We start from the raw sequence: 24,884 nt of genomic DNA on the forward strand, positions 1-24,884 counted from the left end.
TGCTTCCGATAAACTGCCAATTAATGACGCAGATCCGCCACCTGCCGGTGGCACCGACCAGCGCCCGCCGACTAGCCCCGGGGGCGGGCATCGACGCCCACCGCCACGACGACCACCAGCTCGTCTACGCGGGCCGCGGCGTCCTGACCGTCACCACCGACGTCGGCTCGTGGATCGCCCCCGGCACCCGGGCGATCTGGGTACCGGCCGGCACCGTGCACTCCCACCAGGCACACGGCGAACTGGAACTGCACCTGATCGGCATCCCAGCCAAGACCCGCCCCCTGGCCGCCGACAGACCCACCGTGCTCAGCGTCGGCCCACTGTTGCGGGAACTGATCCTCGCCTGCACCGGCGACTCGGCGGACGGCACACCCGAGCACCGGCGCCTGCGTGCCGTCCTCTGCGACCAGTTGCGGATCGCCCCCCAGCGGCCCCTGCACGTACCCACACCGAGAGCACCGCAGTTGAAGGCGCTGTGCGCGATCCTGCACGCGGACCCGGCGGACAACCGCACGCTCACGGCTCTGGGCAAAGAGGTCGGCGCCGGCTCCCGCACCCTGTCCCGGCAGTTCCAAAGCGACCTCGGCATGACGTTCCCCCAGTGGCGCACCCAACTCCGCCTCTCACACGCCCTGATACTCCTCGCCGACGGTGTGCCGGTGACCACGGTCGCCCACCGGTGCGGCTGGTCCTCGGCGAGCGCGTTCATCGACGTCTTCCGACGCGCCTTCGGCTACACCCCCGGACGTGCCCAGGACGTAGCAGCGGCACCGGACCCGCCCGCGTAGTTCGGTCCGGCCGACGCCGACGCCGACGCCGACGCCGTCCCGGCCTTTCGCGGGTCTCGGAGAACACATCGCCCATGCCCTTACCGCCGAGGACGGCGCGGGCCCGCGCGGCCAGGGAACACGACTCCTCGAACCAATGCCGTACGGACGGCTTCTTGCCTATCGCGCGTCTGGCTATGACGATGAAGGCAGCGAGATACCGCTGGGCGGGGGCGCGTGTCAGCGCGAGAGAGCGCACTAGCCAGGGTTGATCAAAAACTGTCTCACAGCGACTTCTTCTCGACGTCATGAAGTTGCTGGACCAGGACCCGAACTTCTTCGAATCCGACGCGCAGGCAGTGCCCTCGCTCCACCACGCCTGATCGCGGGCGGCGAAGGTGGCGTTGACGAGGCGGACCAGGGCGGCGCGCAGGTTGGTGCGGTTGACGAACAGGTGCCGTACCCGGCGCAGGACAGCGCAGGACAGCCTCGCTCTCGCCATGCTTGTCGGTGACCGCGACCCGCTTGACGCCCATGTTCGCGCCCAGCGCGAACAGCACCAGGAGCAGCCGGCGCCGCAGCACCGCCTCCGGGACCGCCTCCCTGGTGGCGACCGAGGCGAACTCCGCGACACACCCGGTCCAACGATCCGATGATCTAATCGAAACGGCCTAGCCGGCAGCGCCCCTCGGAGCACTGCGTAAGGCCCGCCGCATTAGTGCGGACTTGATCTCGGGTGAAGCGCAATGTTCCGCCTCCGTGTGGTCTAAGTGCGGCCACAACGCTTGGAGGCCTTCCGGTGCCTCGTCGTCGAGCGCGTTGTCCGGCTGGCTCCGTACCGCTTCCGCCAGTACGAGGTGCGTGTGATGACGGACCGCCTCTCGGTCGTCTGGGGCGACCTCCGCTTGGACCACGGACTGTATGGCTCGGTGCATCCGCAGTGTCTGGGCCTGCCTGTCCACCTCTAGCAGTCCACTACGGCCCGCCTCCTGGAGAACCGCCATGAATCTCAGCGGATCGGCCCGGCCGGACCGGCCCGTCCACAGCACTCCCGCCAGGCTTTCGCTGCGAACCAGCACGTCCAGCGGCAGCGGGGTCGGAGCGAGCTCGCCGCATACCTGCAGCAGCCGGGCTGCGGCTGGAGACACCTCACGAAGACCGGCGAGGGCGACTCGGCAACAGGCCGTGATCGGCGACGCCGGCAGGGCTCCGGCTCGAGCCAGCTCACGCAGGTAAGTCGCCGCGGACGTCTCCGTCTCGCTCAACCAGGTTGCGGCCTGGGCCACGGCGAGCGGAAGGTCCCCGACCGCCGAGGCCACCCGGTCCGCGTCGGGCTCCCTCAAGCCGGAGACCCGTCCGCGCAGCAGCTCAACGCTCTCCTCCCGGCTGAAGGCGCCGAGCTGAACGGTCTCCATGCCCTCTGCCCAAACCGCAGAGCGTGAGGTGATCAATACTCGGCCGGAGCCGGACGGCACCAGGCCGGCCAACTCGCCGGGACCGCCCGCGTCGTCGAACACCAGCAGCCACCTGCCGTGCGGACGGTCGGCGGCGAGCGCCTCCACCACCCGGGCGCAGGCCGCCTCAACTCCGTCCAGCAGCGTGCCGGGCCACAGCGCCTCCGCGAGCCGGGCGAGCGACGCCGTCGCCGCGTGCGCCGTGCCGGCCGGTATCCACCAGACGAGGTTGTAGTCGGCACGGAACCTGTGTGCATATTCGACCGCGAGCCGCCGCCGTCCCACACCAGGGAGCCCGCCGTCCGGGAGCACCACCACTGACCTGCTGACCGCGAGGCTGTCATGCAGTCGGTCGAGCACCAGGTCACGGCCCACGAAAGCGGTGTCCCGGCCAGGCACCCGCCACACCACCGGCTGACGCGCCGGGAAACTCGGACGGGCAGGATCGAGCACCCCGTCCCACGGGGCTGGCTGATCGAGGGCCTGGAGCACTGCCGCTGCGGCACCGGCCTCGTCCAGCCCGGTCAGGTCAACCGGCACGAGACCGGCCAGTCGCGGTGGCAGCGCCACCGGCTCGACCATGACGGGCACCACCCGGGCGGCTTCGCCCGGCGCGCCGTCCGAACCGTTCGAGACAGCCAGCATCGTGCGGGTACGCGGCGAGCCCTGGAAATTGGGGGAGACCACGACGACGACTGGAGTTCCGGAAAGGGCGCCGGAATCCGGCGGCAGCACCTGGAAGCCCGCGCCGCGCAGCGCCCAGCCGATCCACTCCGCCCACAACCGGTCTGCGGGAGCGTGCGCCAGCACGACGGGCACCGCCCGCGCCGGGACGGGAAGGGTGAAGGAAGCCAGATGCCGCTTTCGCAAACTTTCGTCGAGCACCGGCAACCGGTCGACCAGACCGTCCGTGATCGCCGATGTAAGCCGCTCGTAGGCGGTGAGGAGGCTGCTCGGTTCGCCCGAGACGTCACCGAAGACGGCAAGGATCTCCTCGCACCCGTACTTCGGCTGGTCGGGGATCGCGACTTCCGCCCAGTACCGGTCGGCGGCCGCGCTCGACAGACCCGACGGCAGGCCCTCGAAGGAGTTCCTGGCCCGCTGCAGTCCGGCCGCGAGCCTCGACATGTCGGGCCCGCCCACCCGCATGGGCACCGGCAGGATCCGGATCTCCCAACCCGGGGAGTTGTGACCGATGTACCGGGCCGTCCTGGCCGCTCCCTCGATGCTCTGGACGTTCAGGGTGAAGCAGCTGACCAGCACGTCGGGCAGATCCACGGTGCAGATCTCGACGGCGTTGCTCAGCCCGGTACGGCTGTCGATCAGCACGTAGTCGTAGTTGCGCCGCATGTCCTCGCGCAACGCGCTGAGAAACGGGCCGCCGACGTAGTCCCAGGAGAGAGAGGCCAGCGTGCCGAGATATTCCGCGTTCTGTCGGCCGGCTGACAGAAAGTCCAGGGAACCGCCGCCCGGGAAGGCCCACTCGACTGACAGGGCGTGCGGGCGCACCCGCGCGGTTTGGGCGTACAGGTCCCTGCCCCTCGGCCCGCGGCCCCTGGCCAGTACGGCGTGATCGGCGAAGAGGTCGACGATTCCGGTCGTGGAGCCCAGCGCGGCGGTAGGCAGGAACGGGCGGAAGTAGTGGTGCAGGCCCGGGGCTTCAAGATCCCAGTCGCAGGCCAGCACCCGATGGCCGTTGGAAGCCAGGATCCATGCGATGTTCGCGACGGCCATGGTGCGGCCCACTCCACCTTTGTACGAGTAGAAGGTGACGATGCGTCCCTCACGCCCTCCAGTCACCGTGCGCCTCCTGCTCATGCCGCGTTCCAGCCGCAAGTTCGGGACCATCGGCGTATAAGGAGGGCCGTCCCGGTGGCCCGGCCGGCGGGTAGGACGGGGCATGCGTCGCGAACTGCGCGCTCATCGCCTTCGCGAGCTTCGGGAAAACCTCGCTAAACATCTCCGCCGTCGCCACCCCCGTGACCGCAACCCGGGAGACGGCGCGGCAACGCCTGCTCATGAGCGGAGCCACGGTCTCCAGGTCAGGTGGGCCGGGATGCTCCTGGTCCCGTACACCGGGCTGAGGGGCGCTCCCGGGGACCATGACCCCGACCCATGGGGGGACACTGGAGTCCAGGGCTGACAGACGTTCACGCCGCTCCGGTTCAAGTAGCGCCCCCGGGTCCACGAGCAGCAACGCGGGTCCGGAAAGGGCCCCACCGGTCAGCAGATCCTCCGGCGACACGTCGTCAAACGACAGGACGGTCGCCCGGTAGTCGAGGTTCCGGGCCAGGTAGGCGGCCAACTCGGCGAGCGGCCGTGCGTGCTCGTACGGATTCCAGTCCGGCACCGCGGACTTGCCACCACCCCGGTCATCGTCATCGACTGCGCCCTCTCCCGGAGAGGAGACGATGACGATCTTCAGCGTCTGCTCCGCGCCGGACGCGCCGAAGGCGCTGGGCAACGAGTCGAACGACGGGCTGTGCCCAGGAGCCAGTGTCGTCTCCTCTGCGACCTGCACGATCCGCTTCGCCAGCAGGTAGACAGCCCTCTCGTACTCGTCTCGGAGGTACTTCAACTTTATGAGCCCGTAGAAGCCCTCCTCGGCGTAGGCGGCTCCGAAACCACTGTGGTTGAACTGCAGCGCGGCCGCGGTGAAGGGCAACTGAGCCGGGTGCACCGGAACCCACAGAGCAGGCACGATCGGAGCCACCTCGCCGAACGAGCGGGCCGTTTGCAGTGCCATGCGCTGGGAGAAGGCGTACCACTCCCTGCCGCACATGTCGCTTCTGAAGTAGCGGGGGGAGTACAAGGGGACGAACACCCGGCAGGTCGCCAACGCCTCCGTAAGCCGTTCGTGCCAGCCCTCCCCGACGGTCGTGGTCCGGTCTATGAAACCCACCGGGGAACCCGCAGGCTCGGCCGTCAACTGGAGAATGTGATCACACAGATCGCGGAAGAGCCGCCACACCCACATGTCCGGATCCATGTCGCCTTGGCTACCGCGCTTCGGCGTGTGGGCGTAACTAAGGAAGAAATAGGGCGCCCTGCTGTAACCGCACGGATCGTCCATCGGTGACGCCCCCTCGTCTCGGCGACCGGCCCGGGTCACAGGCTTCGCAGAAACATGCCGAGTTCCAGCATGTCTACTTTGTCATAGTCCCCCGGATGTACCACGACCGTGAGGGACTTACAGACGACACTCTCCCGCGACCTGGTCACAAACGACAGCAGGATGAGTTTCAGCAGCGCCTTGTGGTCCATGCTGTCGATGCGGGCCAGGCCCGCCCCGATGACCGGCATGGCGACCGCTTCCCGCTGCCCGTGTAGATGAACGGCGGTCCACAGCCGCCAGAGGGTGTGCCAGAGCTGGTCCGCCCCGGAGGAGATGACCAGGTCGGCACCCATCCGCCCGTATGCGGCGCAGAAGAACCGCCGGCCCTGCCCATCCAGCACGGCGACGGTCCCAACGGGATAGCGCACCAGCTTGCCCGCTCGCTTCGCCGACCGCTCCTCCAATCCCACCGGGCCCACCTCGCGGAGCGCCGTGGCGAGGTCGCCGTCCAGGCGTGCGAGGTCCCCGGCGTAGACACGGTGCAGGAACTGCCCCTGGACGCTGCGCCGGACGATCAGCCGCTCGTCACTCGTATCGGTGTCGAATACGTCGTTGAACCCAACGACCAGATGAGACTCGCGGTCAAAGAGATCGCCGACCTGCACAGTCACTGTAAAGCCCGGACCGGTGAACTCGCGGCTGACGGTGGACCGCGGCCAGGACCGCAGCACACCGCCGATTGTGGCCAGTACGACGATACCCAGCAACGCCGGCCAGCGCGGCAGGGAACTGTCCGGCCAGAACGCCAGGTACAGCTGGGTGGCACCGGACACCAAACCGAATTGCACAGCGCATTCGCGAGCCAGCAAACGCAGACCCTGCGGCGTGTGGAGGAGTACGCGCAGGCTATAGCCGATCACCGTTCCCTCTGCCGTTGCTGTCGCTCCCTGTCCAGGGGCGAGAGCTCTGACTCCCCGCCGGACGCCGCCTCCTCGACGCCATCGACGGGCGTCAGGCTCACATCGTCGAACAGGCCCTTAAATGGCGTCCGCCGGGGGTTGTCCGGACTCAACGCCCGCACTGCCCGTTCCAGATCGGTGATCCTGTTCACCTGCTCCCTGATCAGGATCAACAAATCGTCCAGGATCTCCTCTGCGGGCCGCGGCGGTGACACCTCGGACTCTTTCCCGGCCACGGGGCGCGCGGCGATCTCCTGCAGACCCGCCTGCATCCTGGGCCAGATCAACTCGAAGAGCTCGTTGATGGCGACCTCGTCCGCCGCCGGCTCGCACCTGGCGTTAATCGCCTTGACCATGGCCAGCACATCGCTCTCCGACTCCGCTACCACGGCCTGGAACTGCTGCAACGGGCTGTCGACCAGATCTCGCAGTGTCGTGGCTCCGAACAGGAACGGGATCACCTTGCCCTCCGAGACCTGGCGCGACAGCGCCCCGGACTCGAAGTTGATCCAGGGCGCGTCGCGGTTGGACCGATTGACGCAGACGATCCCGAACGAGCAGCCCTCCAGCTGTTCGGCGATCCGCTGAAGACCACGGTCTCCCTTCCTGATGTCCTCGGAGGAGACGAACGGCTTGATCGCCGCGTTAAAACGCGGCAGCCATCTGTGGAGCAGCTTGGCGCACTCTTTGGCGGGCTCACCCGACCAGCTCAGAAAGATCTTCAGCACGTCTGCCCCCCGGCCCCGCCCGCCTCATCCGCCCCCAAGGGCTACCCGCACCGTGCGCCAGCTACTCGGGCTCCCCGGGGGCGCGTGAGTACTCGCACAGTCTCCGCAACCACACCGACAAGCAGGTGACGCAGCCGTCCGACTACGGGCTCCTCTGCCGACCCGACAGACGAACTGCGCTACGACGACACCAGCGTCCGGCGGATCACCTCGACACGTACGCCGCAGTTGTCGACTGGAGCGACTGCAGCCAGGTCAATCGGGCCCTGCTCCACGACGCGGATGCCATCGACCTCGTGACTGGTGACGGAAAGCCAGCCTAGGCGGTGTCTGACAAATGATCACTGCTCGCGGAGCCAGAGGATGAGCGATGCGAGTCGGAAGCCAGCCAGGTCAGGGCGTCACTGCGGCTTCCCGGCCCCCATAGGTACTCCGTGGGGCGGTTGGCGCGGGAGGAGTACGCCTTGTCGCTTCCCGGAGCTCGCTCCGGACGGCCCCACCGGTACTTGGATCGCAGGCCTCATCCGCGACGCCCGGAGTCTCCTGGTCCGCTGGTAGCGGCTGACGGTGGTGGTCCGCGCCGCCGCCGGAGAGTCAACCTCCGGCCGGCAATTCCGTTGTACGGGCCAACGTTGTGGGAGATCATGCGCGTTTGTGACCTCGCGAGCAGATGAACCTCTTCACGACGTGGCCCCGCCCGCCCCCGCCGTGGCCGATACCCCCTCCACCCCGGTGCACCGGGACGGCAACGTCCTGCGCTGGCTGATCGCCTACACCTTCTCCGTGGTCGGCGACGCCGCCTACTTCGTGGCGCTGGGCTGGGCCGCACAGAAGGTGGCCGGACCGGCCCAGGTCGGCCTGGTGATGGCGGTCGGCGCGATACCCCGGGCGATCCTCATGCTCGGCGGCGGGGTGATCGCCGACCGGTTCGGCCCGCGCAGGGTGGTGATCTCCTCTGACGCGGTCCGCGCCGTGGTGATCCTCTCGGCCGCCGCAGCGCTCGCGTTCAGCACCCCCGGCCTCTGGTTGCTCGTCGCGCTCGCCCTCGTCTTCGGCGTCGTGGACGCCCTGTTCATGCCGGCAGTCGGAGCCATGCCGCCCCGGCTCACCGGCCGCGACCAGCTGATGAGGCTGCAGAGCCTGCGCAATCTGGTGCAGCGGTCCGGCCACATCGCCGGCCCGCCGCTCACCGGATTCTCGATGGGGCTTGGCGGCCCCGCCGCCGCGTTCGCCGTGACCGGCGCACTCTTCACCCTCTCGCTGTTCCTCCTGGTCGCGGTCCGGCTCGCCCCGCTGCCGCCCGCGGAACAGCCCGCCCCAGACTCCACCGTCCGCCGCGACCTGCTCGACGGCATCGCCTACCTTCGCCACGAGCCCGTCGTCGGCCCACTCGTCCTCTCCGGACTGCTCTCCATGATCGGCTGCATCCCGCCCATGGCGATCGGCGTCATCATGCTCGCCGAGGAACGCGGCTGGGGACCCTCCGGCGGTGCCTGGGTGAACGCCGCCCTCAGCGCCGGCGTCTGCTCGACCTCGTTCCTGCTCGTCGTGCGCGGCCGCTTCCCCCGGGCCGGCCACTGGCACAACATCACCCTGCTCGTCGCCTCCGCCGGCATCGGCCTGATCGGCGTCATGCCGAACCTCGCCCTCGCAGTCGCCGTGGCGCTCGTCTCCGGCCTGGTCTCCGGCCTCTGCGGCGGTCTGGCTCTTGCCCTGATGCAGGCCAACACCGCCCTCGCCTTCCAGGGCCGGGTCGCCTCCGTCCAGGCGCTCAGCGCGGTCGGCATCACCCCGGTGATGTTCCCGCTCTTCGGCCTCCTGGTGGAAGGGTGGGGCGCCGGCCCCACCTTCCTCCTCTTCGGCTGCATCAGCATGCTCGGCGCCACGGTCTCCACCGCCTCCCACGCCGTCCGCCACGCCGACCTGGACTTCACGAAGACCGCAGGCTGACTCCCGCCCCCCCGGCCGGGGGCCGCTAACTGATCGTTTCAGAATGAGGTTCGGAGTTTCCTCAAGCAGATGACGCTGCAGGCGAGTTGAAGGAGTGCGAGGTGGAGGTCGTCGCGTATCCCGTAGCGGATCCGGAGTCGTTTGAACTGGTGGAGCCAGGCGAAGGTCCGCTCGACGACCCAGCGGGTCTTTCCCAGCCCGGAGCCGTGCGCGGTGCCCTTGCGAGCGAACTTTGGTGTGATGCCGCGGGCCCGGAGAAGTCGGCGGTACTTGTCGTAGTCGTAGCCGCGGTCGGTGAACAGCCGGAGCGGCCAGGTGACGTGGCCGCCCGCGCAGCCCGCGGATGATGGCTTCAACGACGGCGCAGTCGCTCACCGAGCCTGACGGGGCGGCGTACGGTTTCAAACAGTGGTGCTACGCACGCCAGCTGTCCAAATAGTGTGCCGATCAGATACCAGTCAGCGAATGGGGAACGGGTGGACAACGAAGGGAGTCGTCCTGATGCAGCGGACATCGGGTTGGCCGGATGCGGATGGCTCCTGATCGTGGCCGTCATCGCCATGCCTGGACTCATCCTCAACGACGGACCGCTGACCCTGTACCTGGTCGTCGTGGGTGGAGTGATCGGGTTTCTTTGGCTGCGTAGGAGGCTCCGCCGCTGACAGCATTCTCCATCAGCGAATCACCGCAGTTGCTAGGACCGACCGCTGACTGAACCGCCCTGGGCAAGCCGAATGTTCCGGTTTGTCCGGGTCGGTTACCATGCCGCCCGGCCGGATGCCGCGCTGCCACTGTGAGACAAAATCCGCCGGGGTGGTGGTAGGGGAGCGGTCGACGGCCGCGCGGCGCACAGCCGCTGTCCGGAGGGTGGGCTGGACGCCGGCTGCTCCGCTGCCCTGGTTTCGGCGTCCTGATTCCTTGCGCGCTCATCCCCAGTGCAGAACGCGGAGGCGATTGGGAGCGGCCGGGTCTCGATCGACGACCTGGACCGGCGCCCAGGCCCACTGCCACACGTTGATCCCCGGCGGGCGAGAGAACCTGATCTGCCCGCGTGTGCCTTCGACTACGACGCGCGACCAGGATTCGGCGATGCGCCTCCGCTCCGTTCCGTACGAACGCAGCGCATCGGCAAGGACGACGACTGTGTCGTAACCCTCGAACGCCACAAAGGAGGGGGCTTCGCCCAGTCGCTCCTGCAGAGCCGCTCGGACGCGTGCCCCGAGAGGGGGCGGGGTCTCGGGCAGATAGCGCAGGAACGGGATTCCGCTGCCGTTCTCGCCCAGGAGCGTCACCCACTCGGCGAACTCGGGCTGCCCGGCAGGGGCGCCGATCAAGAGGTCAGCCAGGCGCTGGTCCCGGCGGACCGCCTGAACGATCGACACGGCCGGCTCCGGATGGCCCACCAGGAGAAGCAGCGCCGTAGCGTCATTGCGGACAAGTTCGTCACACAGGGCGCCAGGGGTGCCGGTGGGCAGACCGAGCTCGATGACCGTACAGCCGTGCGACGCGAGACAGTCCCGCAGAATGCGGGTCCCTGACGCCCAGTAGACGCTCGGCTCGGCTGCTACGGCGATGCGGCTATGGCCCGCGCCCAGGAGGAAGTCAGCGTAGATCCGCCAACCGTGGGACTGTGCCGGTGCAAGGCGCGCGACCCACTCCGTCGGCTGATCGGTGAGGGCGTCGAGAACCGCGGATGAGCAGAGGAACGGCAGACCCAGGAGGTCCGCCCGCGCGGCGACGGAGCGGGCCACGACGCTGTGGTATTCCCCCGCCAGGGCAACGACACCCGACTCGGCCAGAGCATCCACGGCCGCTGCGGCCTTTTGGGGATCTGCCGCGGTGTCGCGGACCTCCAGTTCAAGAGGTCGTCCAGCGATGCCACCGGCTTCATTGACTTCAGCAACAGCCAGTTGGAGTCCGGCCAACAAGTGCCGGCCCGCCTCCGACCATCCCGGCCGAGACAACGGGACGAGAACGCCGAGCCGGACGGATGATGCCGCAAGTCGGTCGGTTGTGAGCGCTGTTGACGGCCTGCTCATGCGCTGACGTCTCCTCTATGACGATGCGGCTGCGATGGGGTCGGACGGGGACTGGCGCGATGGGGGTGGTACGCGTTCGCCTCCTCCTGCCGCGGCAGGAGCACCCGGGTGGCCATGCCGCTCATTGCATCCACCCCGGTCACTGACAGGCAACTGGTTATGAGCAGGACTGGGATGTTGTCGATGCCCGTTCTCGCTGCTGGGCTTCAGGTACGGCCACCCTGGGGGTGGAGGACGGTCTCGGTGATTTCGCGGACGTGGTCGAGGGTGATGCCGGAGCGCTGCACGGCGCGTCGGATCACTCGCGGATGCGGAAAGCGGGACCGCTCGCCATCTCTCCCCATAGCCGCGAGCGATCTAGGTTGGCTGTCGAATGACAGCGAAAGCCCTATTGGTGGACGCGCTGATCGTCGATAGTGACGGATAGGTGGGGCCACGACATGGTGCACTGTAGGTCCTGCGGTGTGAGCGCGTTCGCCGTCCCCGCTGACGGGCGGAAGTGGACTAGCGTCCCTGTCGTTCCGTCATTGGTGATCTGGGTCAGATCGGTCACGGGGACGCCGCTCTCGTAGCGTTGAGTCCATGCCCCGCCGCCGCGACGGTTGATATGGACGAGCCACTCGCTGAGCGCCGCGACAACGGACATGCCTCGACGCGGATGACCATCCGGAAGCAGCTGTGCGTCGGGGAGGTCGAAAAACCTGAGATCCTTCGAGGCCATGATCGGCTTCTTGACGACCCGGCCATCCTCGCCGATGCGAGTGTCGGTGCCCCGTCCGTCATCGGCCACAGACACCGAACCATCGGGATGAAGGGTGACAGTACAGCGTCCACCCTCGTTGCACTCAGCCTCGTCGGCCGCGTACGCAACGACTTCGAGGATCAGGTGCCGGAGGCCGCTGGGAGCGAGCTCGCCCGGGTTGCGGCGGATCTGGGCGAGATGGTCGAGGTCCACCTCGCTCGCCCAGTCGTGCGTGGTGTTGCGCCAGGAGGTCCTTGATGTGTCCACCAGCTCAGTATGAAACCATCTGAAGCCCAGGTTGTTTGGCCGGTGCCCCTGTGCGGGGTGCCCAAGGCGGCGGCGGACCGGACGATCGACCGCCTCCTGCCGATCCGGTGTTCTCGGGCGCATCGTTCGACAAGCGGGCACCGTGATTCTCGAATCTAAGAACTCATAACACGATCTTGCCGGCGTGCCAGGGCTGGCCGGGGGCGTTGTTGGGAGGTTGCCGGTGCCGAGGCCGTTCACGGGCTACGCCGGAGTCATGCTGGGATGAAGCTCGGCCACCAGGGTGGGACATTGCCCGGGCACAACGGGGCGGGGTAGGAGTCCGGCATGCCGAGCCATGTGACAAGGAACCAGGCGCACCACAGGGCGAAGACGAGCCCTGCAGCCAGGGCTGTCCTGCGATGACGTCTTCCGAGGGTGCTGTGCAGGATCACCAACGGAACCGCAGCGGCGATCCATATGAGAGGCGCAAGAACCAGCAAGGTCATGCCATTGGTTACGCCATTGCCGATGTCACAAGCAGCCCACGCATTCCCTATGGCAGCAGTGGAAACCACTGCGGTCAGTCCACCGAAGAGGACACCGAGGCCAGTTCCTCTGAACCGGCGGCTCGGAGGGCTCGACGGCACCGCTCCCATGATCGTCTCCCCTGCCTCGCCGTAGGTGCGGAGGGTACCAACGTTCTGAAGCAGCCCGCTGGGGCCCTGGCCTGCCGTGACACCGGTCAGTCGTTTTTGGACTCCCGAAGCCGTCGCCAGCAGATGAGACTGCAGGCCAGGGAGACGAGGGTCTCGTGGAGTTCGGTGCGACGCTCCCAGCGGACGGCGAGGCGTTTGAACTGGTGGAGCAGAGCGAAGGTCTGCTCGACGACGTAGCGGAGCTTGCCCAGGCCCTTGATGTTCGGTGATCCGTTGCGGGAGATTACGGGCAGGATCCGTCGGCGACGCAACTCGTCGCGGTGGGCATTGGAGTCGTAGCCCTTGTCGCCGAGTAGGGCTTCGGGCCTGCATCGGGGCCGGCCGGGGCGGCCCGCGACGGGCGGGACGCCGTCGACCAGGGTGAGGGTCCGGGTGACGTCGTTAACGTTGGGCGCAGTCGTGATGACCTTGAGCGGGGTGCCACGTCCGTCGCAGATCGGGTGGCGTTTGCTGCCGTTTTCAGCCGGTCGACCGGCGACGGACCGGTGTCGGCGCCCCCCTTTTCGCACGGACGTGAGAGCCGTCCACGCACACACGTGACCAGTCGAGTTCGCCGGCCACGTTCAGCTTTGCGAGCAGAACCCGGTGCAGCCGGTCGAAGACTCCTGCTTGCTGTCACCGCTCCAGACGCCGCAAGCAGGTCTGCCCCGAGCCGAACCCCAGCCCCAGGGGCAGGAGTTGCCAGGCTATGTCATTGTCGAGGACGAACAGGACGCCCTGGAGGCAGAGCCGATCTGCCACCGGTCGTGGCCCCGGGGACCGCTCCGGCCACGGCGGCAGCAACGGCTCGATCAGCGCCCACAACTCATCGTCCACGATCCAACTTCGAGTACCCACACCCCGCGAACGGCCGAATCGTCACACCGGTTACGCCTCATCAGCACGCTTCAACAAGATCGCGTTACGAGCTCTAAGCGCGCCCTTTGCCATAGAAGCGCACATAGTCGACCGTCATCGTTGCGGGCGACGGTGTCGAGGCGTTGGGAGGGCCGGGCCAGTCGCCACCTACGGCGACATTGAGCAGGAGGTGCATGTCCTGTTCGAAGACCCAGTCGCGAGGTGCGGGCAACTTCGAAGGCGTCAGCGTGAAGTACGGTTTCCCGTCGACGGACCAGGTGATCCGATGCGGCTGCTTGTCGACGGCGTAGGTGTGGAACGCCTTCGAGGCGTCGGCCGGGAGAGTCGTGGAGCCGCCGATCCCGTCCTCGTTGAAGTAGGTCGGGCCATGCGCCGTGCCGTACACCGTTCGTGGCTCTCCACCGACTACTTCGCAGATGTCGATCTCGCCCTGACCGGGCCACTCGACTCCGTTGTTGCCGAGCATCCAGATCGCCGGAAGCAGCCCCTCACCTGTGGGTATCTTCGCGCGGATCTCCACGCGTCCTCGGGTCAGCGCGACCTTTCCCTCGGTGGTCAGACGCGCCGACGTCCAGTCGCAGAACTTCTGCGTGTAGCAGGGCAGTTCAGACCCCGAGGGCGCTGGTCGTGCGGAGATCAAGAGATGACCTGAACCGTCGAGAGCCGAGTTCTTCGGGCTGTCCGTGTAGTACTGGAGCTCGTTGTTGCCCCACCCCTCGGCGTCCCGGTTCCCGGTCTCCGTGTTCCAGGACTTCTCGGATGGGCGTGTAGCCGCCGCACCGTCGAACTCGGCCTGCCAGAACGGCTGCTCCTCGGTCGACGAGGCTGACGGGGTGTCGGCAGCGGAGCTACATCCGACGAGTAGTCCGCCCAGCGCGAGCACGAGCGCCAAGCGTGTACGACGGTTCATCGCGCTGCTCCTGAAAGCGATGGAAGGACGGTGAACGTGGTCTATTCATCGCCGTGAAGGTGACCGGTCTCGGGAAGGCCCGGGTCCGCGCACGTCCCGCTTACAGTACAAAAGGCCCTTTGCCGAGTACGCGGTGGGGGAGTCTGGTGGCCCGGCGGCGGCTACCGTGCGAGAGCGCCGAAGCTGGTACGCGGGGGAGGCTGTGGAAGCTACGGTCGTAAGGGACCTGCGACGTCTCTCTAGCCGTACGGGTTGAGTGCCCAGAAGCGGACGGTGTCGCTGCGACGGTCGAACCACAGGTTGGTGGAGTGGCCGCTGCCGTCGCGATCCAGCTCGTCCGACCGGATCCACTGCGGGTGCTCCGGCCCCTCACCCTTCAGCGGTTTCTCGAACCACGAAGAGAAGTCATTGGTTGGACCCTCGGAGACGAAAGCATGGGCCGCTGTCAGCTCGGAAAACCTCGCCGGTGTCAGCCGGGCGAAGCCCGAGATCACGAGCTCCGGCGACGGTAGGCCCCGATCGTCGTCACGGCTGCTCACCCACCTTGCGTCGGAGAGCGGGCCCAGCAGCGGGAACGCCCGCTCCAGCGGCGCGGTGTCGGTGCGCCAGTCCTCCTTGTCCCCGTTCGACACCTGACGCACGGCCCACCAGGCGGGCAGGACCGCCAGCCCTGCCCCGATCCCGATCAGCTTCCGTCGCTCCAACGTGATTCGCCCCCGTATCTGACTTCGGGGGCACCGTATCTGTGATCGACGTCGTCCGCGAGTACTCCTTCCACGCGCTCCACATCACTCGGTGGTCAGCCCCGGTGAGCCTCGGACCAGCCCACACCTTCTTGCGAACAGGACGTGCGGGCGGGCCCTGTAACTGCCCTCCCGCAGCGCCTGGGACGTGCGGCGGTGCCGACGCCGTTTGTGTCAGGGGGCCACGGCCCGTCCGGTCTGCGGAGAGATCCTTCCCGCGCACAGGCCCTTGTTCGCGAGCGTCTGTGCGATGCGCGGGATCGCGGCAAGGGTGTTGGCGGACCACTCGTGCATGAGGATGATCTGGCCGTTGCCAAGCCGGGCGTTGGCCTGCACGATCGCGTCGGTGCTGGCGCCGTTCCAGTCCTGGGAGTCGACGTCCCAGATGATCTGGGTCAGGCCGTACTTAGCCTCGACCGACTGCACCGTCGCGTTGGTCTCACCGTAGGGAGGCCGGAAGAGCTTCGGCGTGCCGCCGCCCGCGTTGGCGATCGCCTGCTGAGTCCGGGAGATCTCGGAGTCGACCTGCGCCTGGGACTGCTGGGTCAGGTGCGGGTGGGTGTAGCTGTGGTTGCCGATCCACATGCCGGCGCTGACCTCGGCCCGTACCTGGGCGGGGTAGGCGGCGGCGTACTGGCCCTCGTTGAACATCGTGGCGCGCAGCCCGTACTGCCTGAGCGCGTTGAGCAGGGCCGGCGTGTGGGCGTTGGACGGCCCGTCGTCGAAGGTGAGCCCGACGTAGCCCGTGCAGGCAGCGGCGTGAGCCGGGGCGGCTTCGGCGGCGGACGTGACGGTGCTTGCCACGGCTGTCGCGACGACCGCGAGTCCCGTGGCCAAGATACGTGGCTTGTTTCGCATGCGGTGTGGTCCTCCTCGTGCCCGCGGTGTGGCGGCCGCGGTGGGGGGCATCGGACGGCCGACTGGCGTGAGCGCCGTCCCGTCTCGACAAGAGGGCTCGTGCGGTTGACGTCGCTGTCGCCGTCGGGCTGTACGAGGGAGCCCGGTCGCAGGGCCGGATGGCATGGATTCCGAGTCCCCGAGTCTTTGGGTTCGGGACACCGGGAACCCCGGCCCTGCGACCCGCAGGTCACCCGTACACGGTGATGTTGGAGCTCCCGCTGCTCTGGTAACCCTCGGTGGCGAGGATCATGTAGTAGTTGAAGCTGCCCAGCCTCATCCCGTAGCGGGCCCAGGCGTCGAAGTGGTTGCCGGTCGTGATCGTGCCGCCCGTCCTCTTCGACTGCCGAACGCTCCAGTACTGGTTGAAGGTCTTGGTGCCTTCCACGGAAGGGGCGTTGTAGCGCGTCGTCTGGTAGATGTCGTACGTGCCGCCGTCGGTGGTCACGGCGCCCTTGTAGGTCCCCGTGGGCCGGTACGTGCCCCAGTTGTCGACGATGTAGTACTCCACGAGGGGATTCGAGGTCCACCCGTACAACGCCAGGTATCCGTTGCCGGACGGGCTGAAGCTGCCCGAGTAATTCACGTTCCTGCGCGCGCCGTTGCTCCAGCCCTTGCCGGCGACGAAGTTCCCGCAGTTCCTCCACGAGGTGCTGTAGTTCCCGCCCGAGCCGAGGGTCATGGAGACCGAGCCGCCGCCGTCGGTCCAGAACGAGTAGTAGAAGCCGTTGTTGGTGCCGGTCTGGTTGGTCGTGATGACGGTGGCGGCGTGCGCTGTGCTGGGCAACAGCAGTCCCGAGGCGGACGCGCCGAGCGCCAGGGCGCCGGCGCGGCCGATGAAGCCCCTGCGGTTCATCGGGTGGGCAAGAGACTTGTCCATGTCCATGGTTCCTCCTGGTGAGACTGGTGGGGGTGCCAGGTGGCGAGACACGTGCGGGGATCCGTCGAGAGCACGGTGGAGTCGAGGCGGTCGCATAAGGCCGGCCGCGACGAGTGACAGGTACATGCCAATCGCGACAGGCTTGTGCGCCTTGAAAGTCCCGATCGCTGGTGAGTATGCGCCCGGCCCGGAACGGCGGTCAATGGCAATGTTTCCGAAACTTCATCGAAACTTTGTGACGGATGCCGCAGGCCATCATTCGAAATATTTCGGGAGCTGATCAGGGTGCTGAATCAGGAGTTGGACTTCCTCGGACACAATCCGCCCCGAACCGTCGCTACCTGCGACTGCGGATGGTGCGCATCATTTGCCCGAACTGCCAATACGCCCGCAGTCCTTGACGCGGCGCGGGCTTCACGGTGTCCGCTACGGGTGGAAGAGGGCGGCGGGGACGCTGTCGCTCAGGGCTTTGTACCCGGCCGGGTTCAAGTGGAGGTGGTCACCCGTGTCGTAGGCCGGCAGCAGCCGGCGACGGTCGTGCGGATCGCCGACCGCCCGGTCGAAGTCGACGACGGCGTCGAACCGGCCGCTGGTGCGGATCCACCGGTTGACTGCCTGCCGGGCGGACTCGTGGACGCCATCCGGGTCGTCGTAGACGTTTCCGCCGAACGGGGTGAGCGTGGCACCGTAGACGCGGATGCCCTGGGCGTGGGCACGGGTGATGATCTGCCGGTAGGCACCGACGAGTTCGGCCGTGATCTGCTGTGCGTCCGCCGTGGAGGTGCCCGCGGTGCCGATGTCGTTCACACCCTCGAAGACGATCAGTCGGTTCGCGCCGCTCCGGGCGAGGACGTCGCGGTCCAGCCGGGCAAGGGCGTTGGGGCCCAGACCGTCGCGCAGGACACGATTACCGCCGGCGGCCTCGTTGACGACCGCGACGTCGGCCGTGTCGGGACGGGATTGCAGCCGTGTCTGCAACTGGTCCGGCCAGCGGTCGTTGCCGTTGGTGGTGGACCCGCGGCCGTCGCTCAAAGAATCACCCAGGACGACGGTGGCCGAAGTGTGACGCTTGGACCACACCTCCAGACCGCTCAGGAAGTACCAGTGATCGACGGTGGTGGTCCCGGGCAGTTCGGCGTCGTTCAGGTGGTCACCGGCGAGCATGTAGGACGTGGTCCGGGAGCCGGGGTGGGAGGTGACGGAGGTGGAAGTCTGTCCCCGCACGAGGTACAGCGTCACGGTGAGGTTGCTTCCGGGACGGACGTCGAAGTCCAGCGGATCGCTCACGGCCTGGGCGCCGAGTGGGATGTCGAAACCGGGTTGCCCGCCGAACGTCACCCGTCGGTCGCTGCCGGGCACGATCGCGTCGACGCCCGCCTTTCCGCCCGCCGGGCGCGCCACCGAGACGGCGGTGACGGGCAGATCGGTGCCGCCGAAGGCGTTGGAGAAGCGGAGCCGCACGCGCTGTCCTCCGACCGCGACGTGCACGGTCTGCCGCAGCGTGGCGTCGTTGAATACCCGATCGGCCTGTGTGAACGGCGCGGGCGGCATGTTGCCCGGCTCGGTCAGCTGCGGCATGGACGCCCAGGCGTCCACCCAGTGGCCACCCGAGGTCGTCGCCGAGACGGACCGCGCGGCGGAGGATCTGTCGGGCTGCGCGTCGTATGTGCTGTGTGTCTGGTTCAGGGCGAGGCCTGCCGTGACGAGGGCCGCTGCGACGGTGCTCGCCAGGTAGGGCATGCGCTTCATGAAGGGATTCCTTCCATTGCCCATACGGGGCTGTGTGCCGTTTCTGGTCCTGCTCTTGAGGGCTGGTACGGCCTGAGGGAAAGCCGATTGACCGGGCATCAGAGAATCTCTGCGCGTCCCGGGGCGTGCGGGACCGGCTGGGCCCGTGCTCGCGGCGGTGCATGACGGCGTCGGCGGCGTCCGGTTCCAAATGGTGCAGACCCGAACGCGGTTGCGGAGGATACGGTCGGCGACACGGTTGCGCGTCGTCTTTCGACCCCAGCGCTCGGGCGGCAAGTGGATCAGCGGTCAACCGGGCCGCGCGATGAACACGCAGCGACTTCGGTACACCACGTGGCCGCCTTTCTGCGGCGTCCGCAGGTGGCGGGACCTGCAGATCAGCGGAAGAGGCGGACGACTAGGCGGTCCGAATGTTTCGAAATGGAGCGCGAATGGATGCGCCGAATCTACGTCCGCCTGACCAGTCGGTCAATCGTCCTGCCTGGCTGTAGCGCTCAACGGACCGTTAAAGATTGGCGCGCTACCTGGGTTGACGGTCGGACGGTCGGCCAATAGCTTGACGCAGCGCCTTTTCGGAACGTACGAAACTTTCGAGATCCCGATGCTTTTTCGAGCTGGCGATCACCTGTCAGTCACCCCGTCCGCACCGCCACTCGGCTGCCCGGCCCACTGTGCCCAGCCGCTCAAGGAGTGCACGTGAAGAAGTTGCGCCTCGTCATGGCCGCCGCCGTGACCTCGTCTCTCGCACTACTGCCGCTCGCCACGGCGGGCTCCGCAGCTGGTGCCGAGGACGGGGCCGGCCCACAGGGCCGTTCCCTGCGGCAGCTCGCCGTCGACGACCATCTGCGGATCGGCACCGCCGTCGACATGACGGCCCTCACCGAGGACTCCACCTATCGTCGGCTCACCCGCACCCAGTTCTCGACGGTGACCGCGGAGAACGTGATGAAGTGGGAGTCGATCGAACCGAAGCGGGGGGAGTACGACTACGCCGCCGCGGACCGGCTCGTCCGGTTCGCCGAGCAGAACGGCCAGAAGGTCCGCGGCCACACGCTCGTCTGGCACAACCAGTTGCCGTCCTGGCTCACGTCCGGCGACTTCACGGCCGATGAGCTGCGCGACATCCTTCACCGCCACATCACGGACACGGTGCGCCACTTCAAAGGACGCATCTGGCAATGGGACGTGGTCAACGAGGCGTTCAATGACGACGGGACACTGCGCGACAGCATCTGGCTGCGTGAGCTGGGCCCCGGCTACATCGCCGACGCGTTCCGCTGGGCTCACCAGGCCGACCCCCACGCCAAGCTCTTCTACAACGACTACAACGGCGAATGGATCGGGCCGAAGAGCGACGCCGTGCTCGATCTGATGAGCCGGCTGCGTGCCGAGGGCGTCCCCGTCGACGGAGTCGGCTTCCAGGGGCACGTCGGAATCCAGTACGGCCTGCCCACCGACATGGGGGCCAACCTCGCCCGCTTCGAAAAGCTCGGTCTGGACACGGCCGTCACGGAGGCGGACGTACGCATGATCCTGCCCGCCGACGAGACCAAACTCCTTACCCAGGCCGAGGGTTACCGGGTACTCCTCGACGCCTGCCTGAGTACTCCGCACTGCATTTCCTTCACCGTGTGGGGCTTCACCGACAGGTACTCCTGGGTGCCGGGCACGTTCGAGGGCCAGGGCGCCGCCAACATCCTCGACGAGGACTACCGGGCGAAGCCCGCCTACCGAGCGATGCAGTCCGAGCTGGCCGACGGCAGGCCCCGGTCCGCGGCAGCCGAATAAGCCCGCACCGACACGCAGGCGCGGCCGCCGGGGGCATCTCCACCTGCCCCTTCCGTCTTGTCCAGTCGCTCCACCGGGCCACGTGCCGTCCACACGCTCTCATCCTGGGCCGCAGTCGAGACGGTCTCGCTCACCGCGCATACCCGGCAGGCCTGTTGCTGTCTCGTCGGCCCCCCGCTCGCTGTCAACGGCGGGGAACCGTCGCGGCATGCACGATCCCGCTTTCCACATCTCCCGCAGAAGGGTGCCCTCATGGCGCGGAACGTCGGCAGAAGAACCGTCCTCGGTACGGGAGCCGCTGTCGGGCTCGGCGTCTCCCTGCCGGCGGCGGAACGCGCCTCCGCCGCCGCGGCGGAGGTCCTGCGACCGACCGACCCCGGCGCCTACGTCACCTTCCGCTCCGAACCCGGCGCCTTCCCCCTGGTCGTCTCCGGCCGTGCCGTTCCGGTCCTGGTCGACGCCGCGGACCACCACGGGGTCCGCCGTGCCGCCGCCGACCTCCGTGCCGACATCGAGCGCGTCACGGGGGTACGACCGGCCGACGAGCGCGGCGCCGCCCGAGCAGTCGCGATCGTCGGCACCATCGGCCGCAGTTCCCTCCTCGACCGTCTGATCAGGGCCGGCAAGCTCGATGTGTCGGCGATCCGGGACAAGTGGGAGACCTCCCTGCAGACCACCGTCGAAGACCCGATGCCGGGCGTGGACCGCGCCTTCGTCATCGCCGGAAGCGACCAGCGCGGGGCCGTCTTCGGCGTCTACGACGTCTCCCGCGGCATCGGCGTCTCGCCGTGGTACTGGTGGGACGACGTTCAGCCGATCCGCCGGTCCGCCGTCTTCGTCCGCCCCGGCACCTGGAGCCAGGGCACACCGGCCGTGCGGTACCGCGGTGTGTTCATCAACGACGAGAACCCCAACCTCGGTACCTGGGCGCCCCGTTACTTCGGTCCGGGTAAGGCCGAGAACCATCCGGGAGGCTTCAACGCCGACTTCTACGCCAAGGTCTTCGAAGTCGTCCTCCGCCTCAAGGGCAACTACCTCTGGCCGGCCGTCTGGGGCCGCGCCTTCGCCGAGGACGACCCACAGAACCACGCCCGTGCCGCCGAGTACGGCATCGTCATGGGTACCAGCCACGAGGCCCCGATGATGCGCGGCATCGAGGAGTGGAACCGACACGCCGTGGCCGCGAAGCGCGACGCCGAGGGGAACATCGTCACCCCGGGCCGCGATCCCTACGGCGGCACGGGGGAGTGGTCGTTCCGCCGCAACCGCGCCGCGATCGAGGCGTATTGGCGTGACGGCATCCGCCGCATGGTCGACCAGGGCTTCGAGGGCGTGGTCACCCTCGGTATGCGCGGCAACGGTGACACCGGCCTGCCCGACGGGGACGGCATCGAGCTGATGCAGGAGATCATCGCCACCCAGCGGCAGATCATCGCCGAACTCACCGGCTCCGCGAGCTCCCTGCCCCAGGTGTGGACGCTCTACAAGGAGGTTCAGCGGTACTGGACCCGCGGCCTGCGCGCGCCGGACGACGTCACCGTCGTCCTCTGCGACGACAACTGGGGCAACATCCGCAAGCACCCGGACCCGGCCGAACCGCCGCGCTCCGGCGGTTACGGCCTCTACTACCACTTCGACTACGTCGGTGACGGCCGCAACTACAAGTGGGTCGACACCACCTCCCTGCCGAACCTGTGGGACCAGCTCCACCAAGCCGTCGCGTACGGCAACACGACGCTGTGGATGACCAACGCCGGTGACCTCAAGGGCAACGAGCTGCCCACCCAGTACTTCCTCGACCACGCCTGGAACCCGCAGCGTTGGGGGCTGGAGAGCATCCCGGCCTGGGAACGGGCTTACGCCGCCCTGCACTTCGGTGACAGGCACGCCGACGCGATCGCCGAAGTCCTCGCCCGTTACGGCAGCCTCCAGCACCGCCGCAAGCCCGAGCTCCTGAATCGCCGTATCACCCTCGACCCCGCCAAGGACCTCGCCACCGACGACACCGCCGTCGTGTACAACGACCAGCAAACACCGTTCTACGGAGCGGAGTTGGAACGAGTGACCGAGGAGTGGCGGCAGCTCCGCAAGCAAGCGGCTCGCGTCGCCGGCGCTCTGCCCGACTCCGCCAAGGACGCCTGGTTCGAACTGATCGGGTACAACGTGCAGGCCACGGCCAACCTCTACGAGCTGCGCGAGGCCGAGTTCACCAACCTGCGCTACGCCCCCCAGGGCCGCGCCGCCACCAACGACCGTGCGGACCGGGCCGAAGCCGGCCTGCGCGAGGACTTCCGCCTCCAAGACGTCTTCAACGAGGAGATCGCGGACGGCAAGTGGAAGGACTTCCAGCTCCAGCCGCACATCGACTACGGCGACGTGGAACGCTACGGCCCCAACGCGCCCTGGCAGCAGCCCGAACTCGACAACGTGGCTCTCAAAGACGTCCTGTTCCCGGCGGTACGCCGTATCGAGGTGCCCCGGGCCGCCGAGATGGGCGTGGCGATCGATGACTCGCAGGAGTGGTGGCCACGTGCGACGACCGATCCGGTGCTGGCGGACTTCAGCCCGTATCAGACCCGGGCCCCGCAGCATCTGGAGATCTTCAACCGCGGGACCAGCCCCTTCCCGTACCGGGTCGTGTCGTCCGTTCCTTGGCTGAGGGCGGACCGGCCGCGCGGCACGGTGCGGAAACAGACGCGGGTGACCGTCACCGTCGACTGGTCGAAGGCTCCCGCAGGACGCTCCGAGGGCACGCTCACGGTCGAGGGTGCTGGCCGTACCGTCACCGTCCGCGCGGTGGCCGACCACACCTCGCCGCGCGGCTTGAAGGGTTTCGTCGAGGCCGGCGGTTACGTGGCCGTCAACGCCGAGCACTACACCCGCGCCGTCGGCGCCACCGGCGTCGACTGGCTGCGTATCCCGGGGATCGGCCGCACCGGAGCCGGCATGACGCCGGCCCCCGTCACGGCCCCCGAGCAGAAGCCCGGCCATGGCGGGCCACGACTGGAGTACGACGTGACGCTGCTGACCCCCGGCGAGGTCACGGTTTGGGCCCACCTCTCCCCGCGCAACCCCGCGCTGGCCCGCCCCGGACTGCGCTACGCCGTCTCCTTCGACGACGCCGTCCCGAAGACCGTGGACGTCATCGCCGCGACCGGCCCCGACGACGGCACGCTGAACCGCCGCTGGGAGCGGCACACGTCGGACAACGTCAACCGGACGTCGACGACGCACACCATCACCCGGGCGGGCGCGCACAAGCTGGTCTTCTGGATGGTCGACCCGACGGTCGTGGTGCAACGTCTGATCGTCGACACGGGCGGCCTGCCGCCGACGTACCTGGGCCCGCCGGAGAGCCACCGCGTTCGCTGACCGACGCGTGCGACGGGCGCGGAGGGGATGACCGTCGAAGAGTGTCGGACAGGCGATGCCTTCGGCCCGCCGGGCCGACGACTCAGGAGCAGGAGCGAATCGCGTCGTCCCAGGCGCCGGGACTGCGGTAGTGGTTCTTGTGGCCCGCGGCGAGTACGTGGCGCAGCTCGTCAACGTGCTCGGTGTCCGAGGGGAGGTCCAACCGGTCCAGGAGGGACAGCGCGGCAGCCGGCTCCAGGTCGCCGTAGACGTCGTGGAAGCCGGCCCGAAGGCCGCGAAAGAGGGCCGGGTGCAGAGCTGGGAGCCCCGCGGCGGTGCGGTAGGCCGGCTCCTTCACCGTCCAGCGCACCGGACCCGAACACTCCAGAACCCGACGTGCTCGGCGGAGTGGGGCCTGCGATCGCTCCGCCACCACTCGGTCGATGTCATTGCCGAGGACCTCGGCGAACGCCGTGGCGGAAGTCTTGTGGTCCTCGAACCAGTCCACCCACAGCGAGTAGGTCACGGCCTCGGCGTCCCGATCCGCCTCCAGCCGCTGACGGTAGCCGTCCCACAGCAAGTCGGCCGGCAAGGGCCCCTCCGGGCCCTCGTTCGCGAACCGGATCTCGCAGGTGACCCAGTACTCATCGAGCAGGTCCAGCAACCCGAAGGCCAAACGGAGTTGCTCGGCTGTCGTCAGATCTTCGGCGAACACATCACCGGCCCAGGAATGTGCCACTTGGTTGGCCGTGAGCAACAGCTCGGGCCTCTCGTCGCTCACCCACCCGTCGCGTATCCGGCTGACGCCCTGGTCGGCCAGCCAGCGCTGTGCCGCTGCCACGGCTCGCATCTCCATCCGGGCAGTATGGCAAGCCGGGCAAGATCCCGACGCGGTGGCTCGGGCGGCGTTCCGTCCTGGCGGCGCGGCGCTCGGCTCGCGTCTGATTATGTCGGCGGTACGCCGTTAGGGCTGACGCCCGGCTGCGGTGGGACAACGCCACGGCGCCGGGGAGAAGCCGTCGATGCGGCGGCCGGAAAACACGAAA

18 protein-coding genes and 3 pseudogenes are annotated in these 24,884 nt (G+C 68.1%); 4 read left to right on the forward strand and 17 right to left on the reverse strand.

Annotation, left to right across the window (positions count from 1 at the left end):
* Nucleotides 1–23: 23 nt before the first annotated feature.
* Nucleotides 24–791: a helix-turn-helix transcriptional regulator gene (locus ACFYQQ_RS20195; protein ID WP_356170393.1), complete on the forward strand. Its 768-nt coding sequence runs from the start codon at nucleotides 24–26 to the stop codon at nucleotides 789–791.
* Here the strand turns inward: ACFYQQ_RS20195 and ACFYQQ_RS20200 are convergent.
* The 6 genes and pseudogenes from ACFYQQ_RS20200 to ACFYQQ_RS20225 all read right to left on the reverse strand — a co-directional run bounded on the left by ACFYQQ_RS20200 (nucleotide 709) and on the right by ACFYQQ_RS20225 (nucleotide 6,966).
* A complete protein-coding gene (locus tag ACFYQQ_RS20200) occupies nucleotides 709–1,272 on the reverse strand; it encodes a Tn3 family transposase (RefSeq protein WP_388904913.1) in 564 nt (187 codons plus the stop codon). The genes ACFYQQ_RS20195 and ACFYQQ_RS20200 overlap by 83 nt on opposite strands.
* A gap of 67 nt (nucleotides 1,273–1,339) precedes the next feature.
* A pseudogene (locus ACFYQQ_RS20205) lies at nucleotides 1,340–1,432 on the reverse strand (hypothetical protein); the annotation flags it as partial.
* Between the two features lie 9 nt (nucleotides 1,433–1,441).
* Nucleotides 1,442–4,126 (reverse strand): FxSxx-COOH system tetratricopeptide repeat protein, encoded by a 2,685-nt coding sequence (fxsT, locus tag ACFYQQ_RS20210; RefSeq protein ID WP_388904914.1) that lies wholly within the window; start codon nucleotides 4,124–4,126, stop codon nucleotides 1,442–1,444.
* Nucleotides 4,008–5,297 (reverse strand): TIR-like protein FxsC, encoded by a 1,290-nt coding sequence (locus ACFYQQ_RS20215; protein ID WP_356170402.1) that lies wholly within the window; start codon nucleotides 5,295–5,297, stop codon nucleotides 4,008–4,010. Before ACFYQQ_RS20215 ends, fxsT begins: the two co-directional genes overlap by 119 nt.
* Nucleotides 5,298–5,332: 35 nt before the next feature.
* The gene (locus ACFYQQ_RS20220; protein WP_355791382.1) at nucleotides 5,333–6,199 is read right to left on the reverse strand and encodes a macro domain-containing protein; all 867 of its coding nucleotides are present in this window, start codon (nucleotides 6,197–6,199) and stop codon (nucleotides 5,333–5,335) included.
* Entirely contained in the window at nucleotides 6,196–6,966 is a 771-nt protein-coding gene (locus ACFYQQ_RS20225; protein WP_355791385.1) for a TIR domain-containing protein, read from the reverse strand. The genes ACFYQQ_RS20220 and ACFYQQ_RS20225 overlap by 4 nt, the downstream gene beginning before the upstream one ends.
* Nucleotides 6,967–7,674: 708 nt before the next feature.
* On the opposite strand from ACFYQQ_RS20225, the gene ACFYQQ_RS20230 reads away from it, so the two are divergent.
* Nucleotides 7,675–8,916 carry an MFS transporter gene (locus tag ACFYQQ_RS20230; RefSeq protein WP_356170407.1) on the forward strand — a complete coding sequence of 414 codons (1,242 nt, stop codon included), beginning with the start codon at nucleotides 7,675–7,677 and terminating at the stop codon, nucleotides 8,914–8,916.
* 38 nt (nucleotides 8,917–8,954) lie between these two features.
* Here the strand turns inward: ACFYQQ_RS20230 and ACFYQQ_RS20235 are convergent.
* From ACFYQQ_RS20235 to ACFYQQ_RS20280, 10 genes and pseudogenes are all read right to left on the reverse strand, one after another.
* Nucleotides 8,955–9,267, reverse strand: a pseudogene (locus ACFYQQ_RS20235) (transposase); the annotation flags it as partial.
* A gap of 575 nt (nucleotides 9,268–9,842) precedes the next feature.
* Nucleotides 9,843–10,955 carry an ABC transporter substrate-binding protein gene (locus ACFYQQ_RS20240; protein ID WP_355786677.1) on the reverse strand — a complete coding sequence of 371 codons (1,113 nt, stop codon included), beginning with the start codon at nucleotides 10,953–10,955 and terminating at the stop codon, nucleotides 9,843–9,845.
* Nucleotides 10,956–11,343: 388 nt separating this feature from the next.
* Nucleotides 11,344–11,964, reverse strand: coding sequence for an ATP-binding protein (locus tag ACFYQQ_RS20245; protein WP_355786674.1), 621 nt, complete (start codon nucleotides 11,962–11,964; stop codon nucleotides 11,344–11,346).
* 724 nt (nucleotides 11,965–12,688) lie between these two features.
* Nucleotides 12,689–13,171 (reverse strand): transposase, encoded by a 483-nt coding sequence (locus tag ACFYQQ_RS20250; protein ID WP_388904915.1) that lies wholly within the window; start codon nucleotides 13,169–13,171, stop codon nucleotides 12,689–12,691.
* Nucleotides 13,172–13,277: 106 nt separating this feature from the next.
* Nucleotides 13,278–13,478 (reverse strand): transposase, encoded by a 201-nt coding sequence (locus ACFYQQ_RS20255; protein ID WP_388904916.1) that lies wholly within the window; start codon nucleotides 13,476–13,478, stop codon nucleotides 13,278–13,280.
* Between the two features lie 94 nt (nucleotides 13,479–13,572).
* The gene (locus tag ACFYQQ_RS20260) at nucleotides 13,573–14,430 is read right to left on the reverse strand and encodes a glycoside hydrolase family 16 protein (RefSeq protein WP_355786671.1); all 858 of its coding nucleotides are present in this window, start codon (nucleotides 14,428–14,430) and stop codon (nucleotides 13,573–13,575) included.
* Nucleotides 14,431–14,669: 239 nt separating this feature from the next.
* Nucleotides 14,670–15,071 carry a hypothetical protein gene (locus tag ACFYQQ_RS20265; protein ID WP_356170411.1) on the reverse strand — a complete coding sequence of 134 codons (402 nt, stop codon included), beginning with the start codon at nucleotides 15,069–15,071 and terminating at the stop codon, nucleotides 14,670–14,672.
* Nucleotides 15,072–15,350: 279 nt separating this feature from the next.
* Nucleotides 15,351–16,031 (reverse strand): annotated as a pseudogene (locus ACFYQQ_RS20270) (polysaccharide deacetylase family protein); the annotation flags it as partial.
* Between the two features lie 229 nt (nucleotides 16,032–16,260).
* Nucleotides 16,261–16,950: a glycoside hydrolase family 11 protein gene (locus ACFYQQ_RS20275; protein ID WP_388904917.1), complete on the reverse strand. Its 690-nt coding sequence runs from the start codon at nucleotides 16,948–16,950 to the stop codon at nucleotides 16,261–16,263.
* Nucleotides 16,951–17,376: 426 nt separating this feature from the next.
* Nucleotides 17,377–18,699, reverse strand: a complete 1,323-nt coding sequence (locus tag ACFYQQ_RS20280; protein WP_356170417.1) for an SGNH/GDSL hydrolase family protein — start codon at nucleotides 18,697–18,699, stop codon at nucleotides 17,377–17,379.
* 717 nt (nucleotides 18,700–19,416) lie between these two features.
* Between ACFYQQ_RS20280 and ACFYQQ_RS20285 the strand changes: the two genes are divergently transcribed.
* Nucleotides 19,417–20,487, forward strand: a complete 1,071-nt coding sequence (locus ACFYQQ_RS20285; protein WP_388904985.1) for an endo-1,4-beta-xylanase — start codon at nucleotides 19,417–19,419, stop codon at nucleotides 20,485–20,487.
* Nucleotides 20,488–20,739: 252 nt separating this feature from the next.
* A complete protein-coding gene (locus ACFYQQ_RS20290) occupies nucleotides 20,740–23,859 on the forward strand; it encodes a glycosyl hydrolase 115 family protein (RefSeq protein WP_388904918.1) in 3,120 nt (1,039 codons plus the stop codon).
* An 82-nt stretch (nucleotides 23,860–23,941) separates the two neighbouring features.
* Here ACFYQQ_RS20290 and ACFYQQ_RS20295 read toward each other — a convergent pair whose 3' ends face one another.
* The gene (locus tag ACFYQQ_RS20295) at nucleotides 23,942–24,694 is read right to left on the reverse strand and encodes a hypothetical protein (protein ID WP_356170425.1); all 753 of its coding nucleotides are present in this window, start codon (nucleotides 24,692–24,694) and stop codon (nucleotides 23,942–23,944) included.
* Nucleotides 24,695–24,884: the final 190 nt, after the last annotated feature.

This window comes from Streptomyces sp. NPDC005496 (assembly GCF_042872045.1).
Classification (GTDB): Bacteria; Actinomycetota; Actinomycetes; order Streptomycetales; family Streptomycetaceae; genus Streptomyces.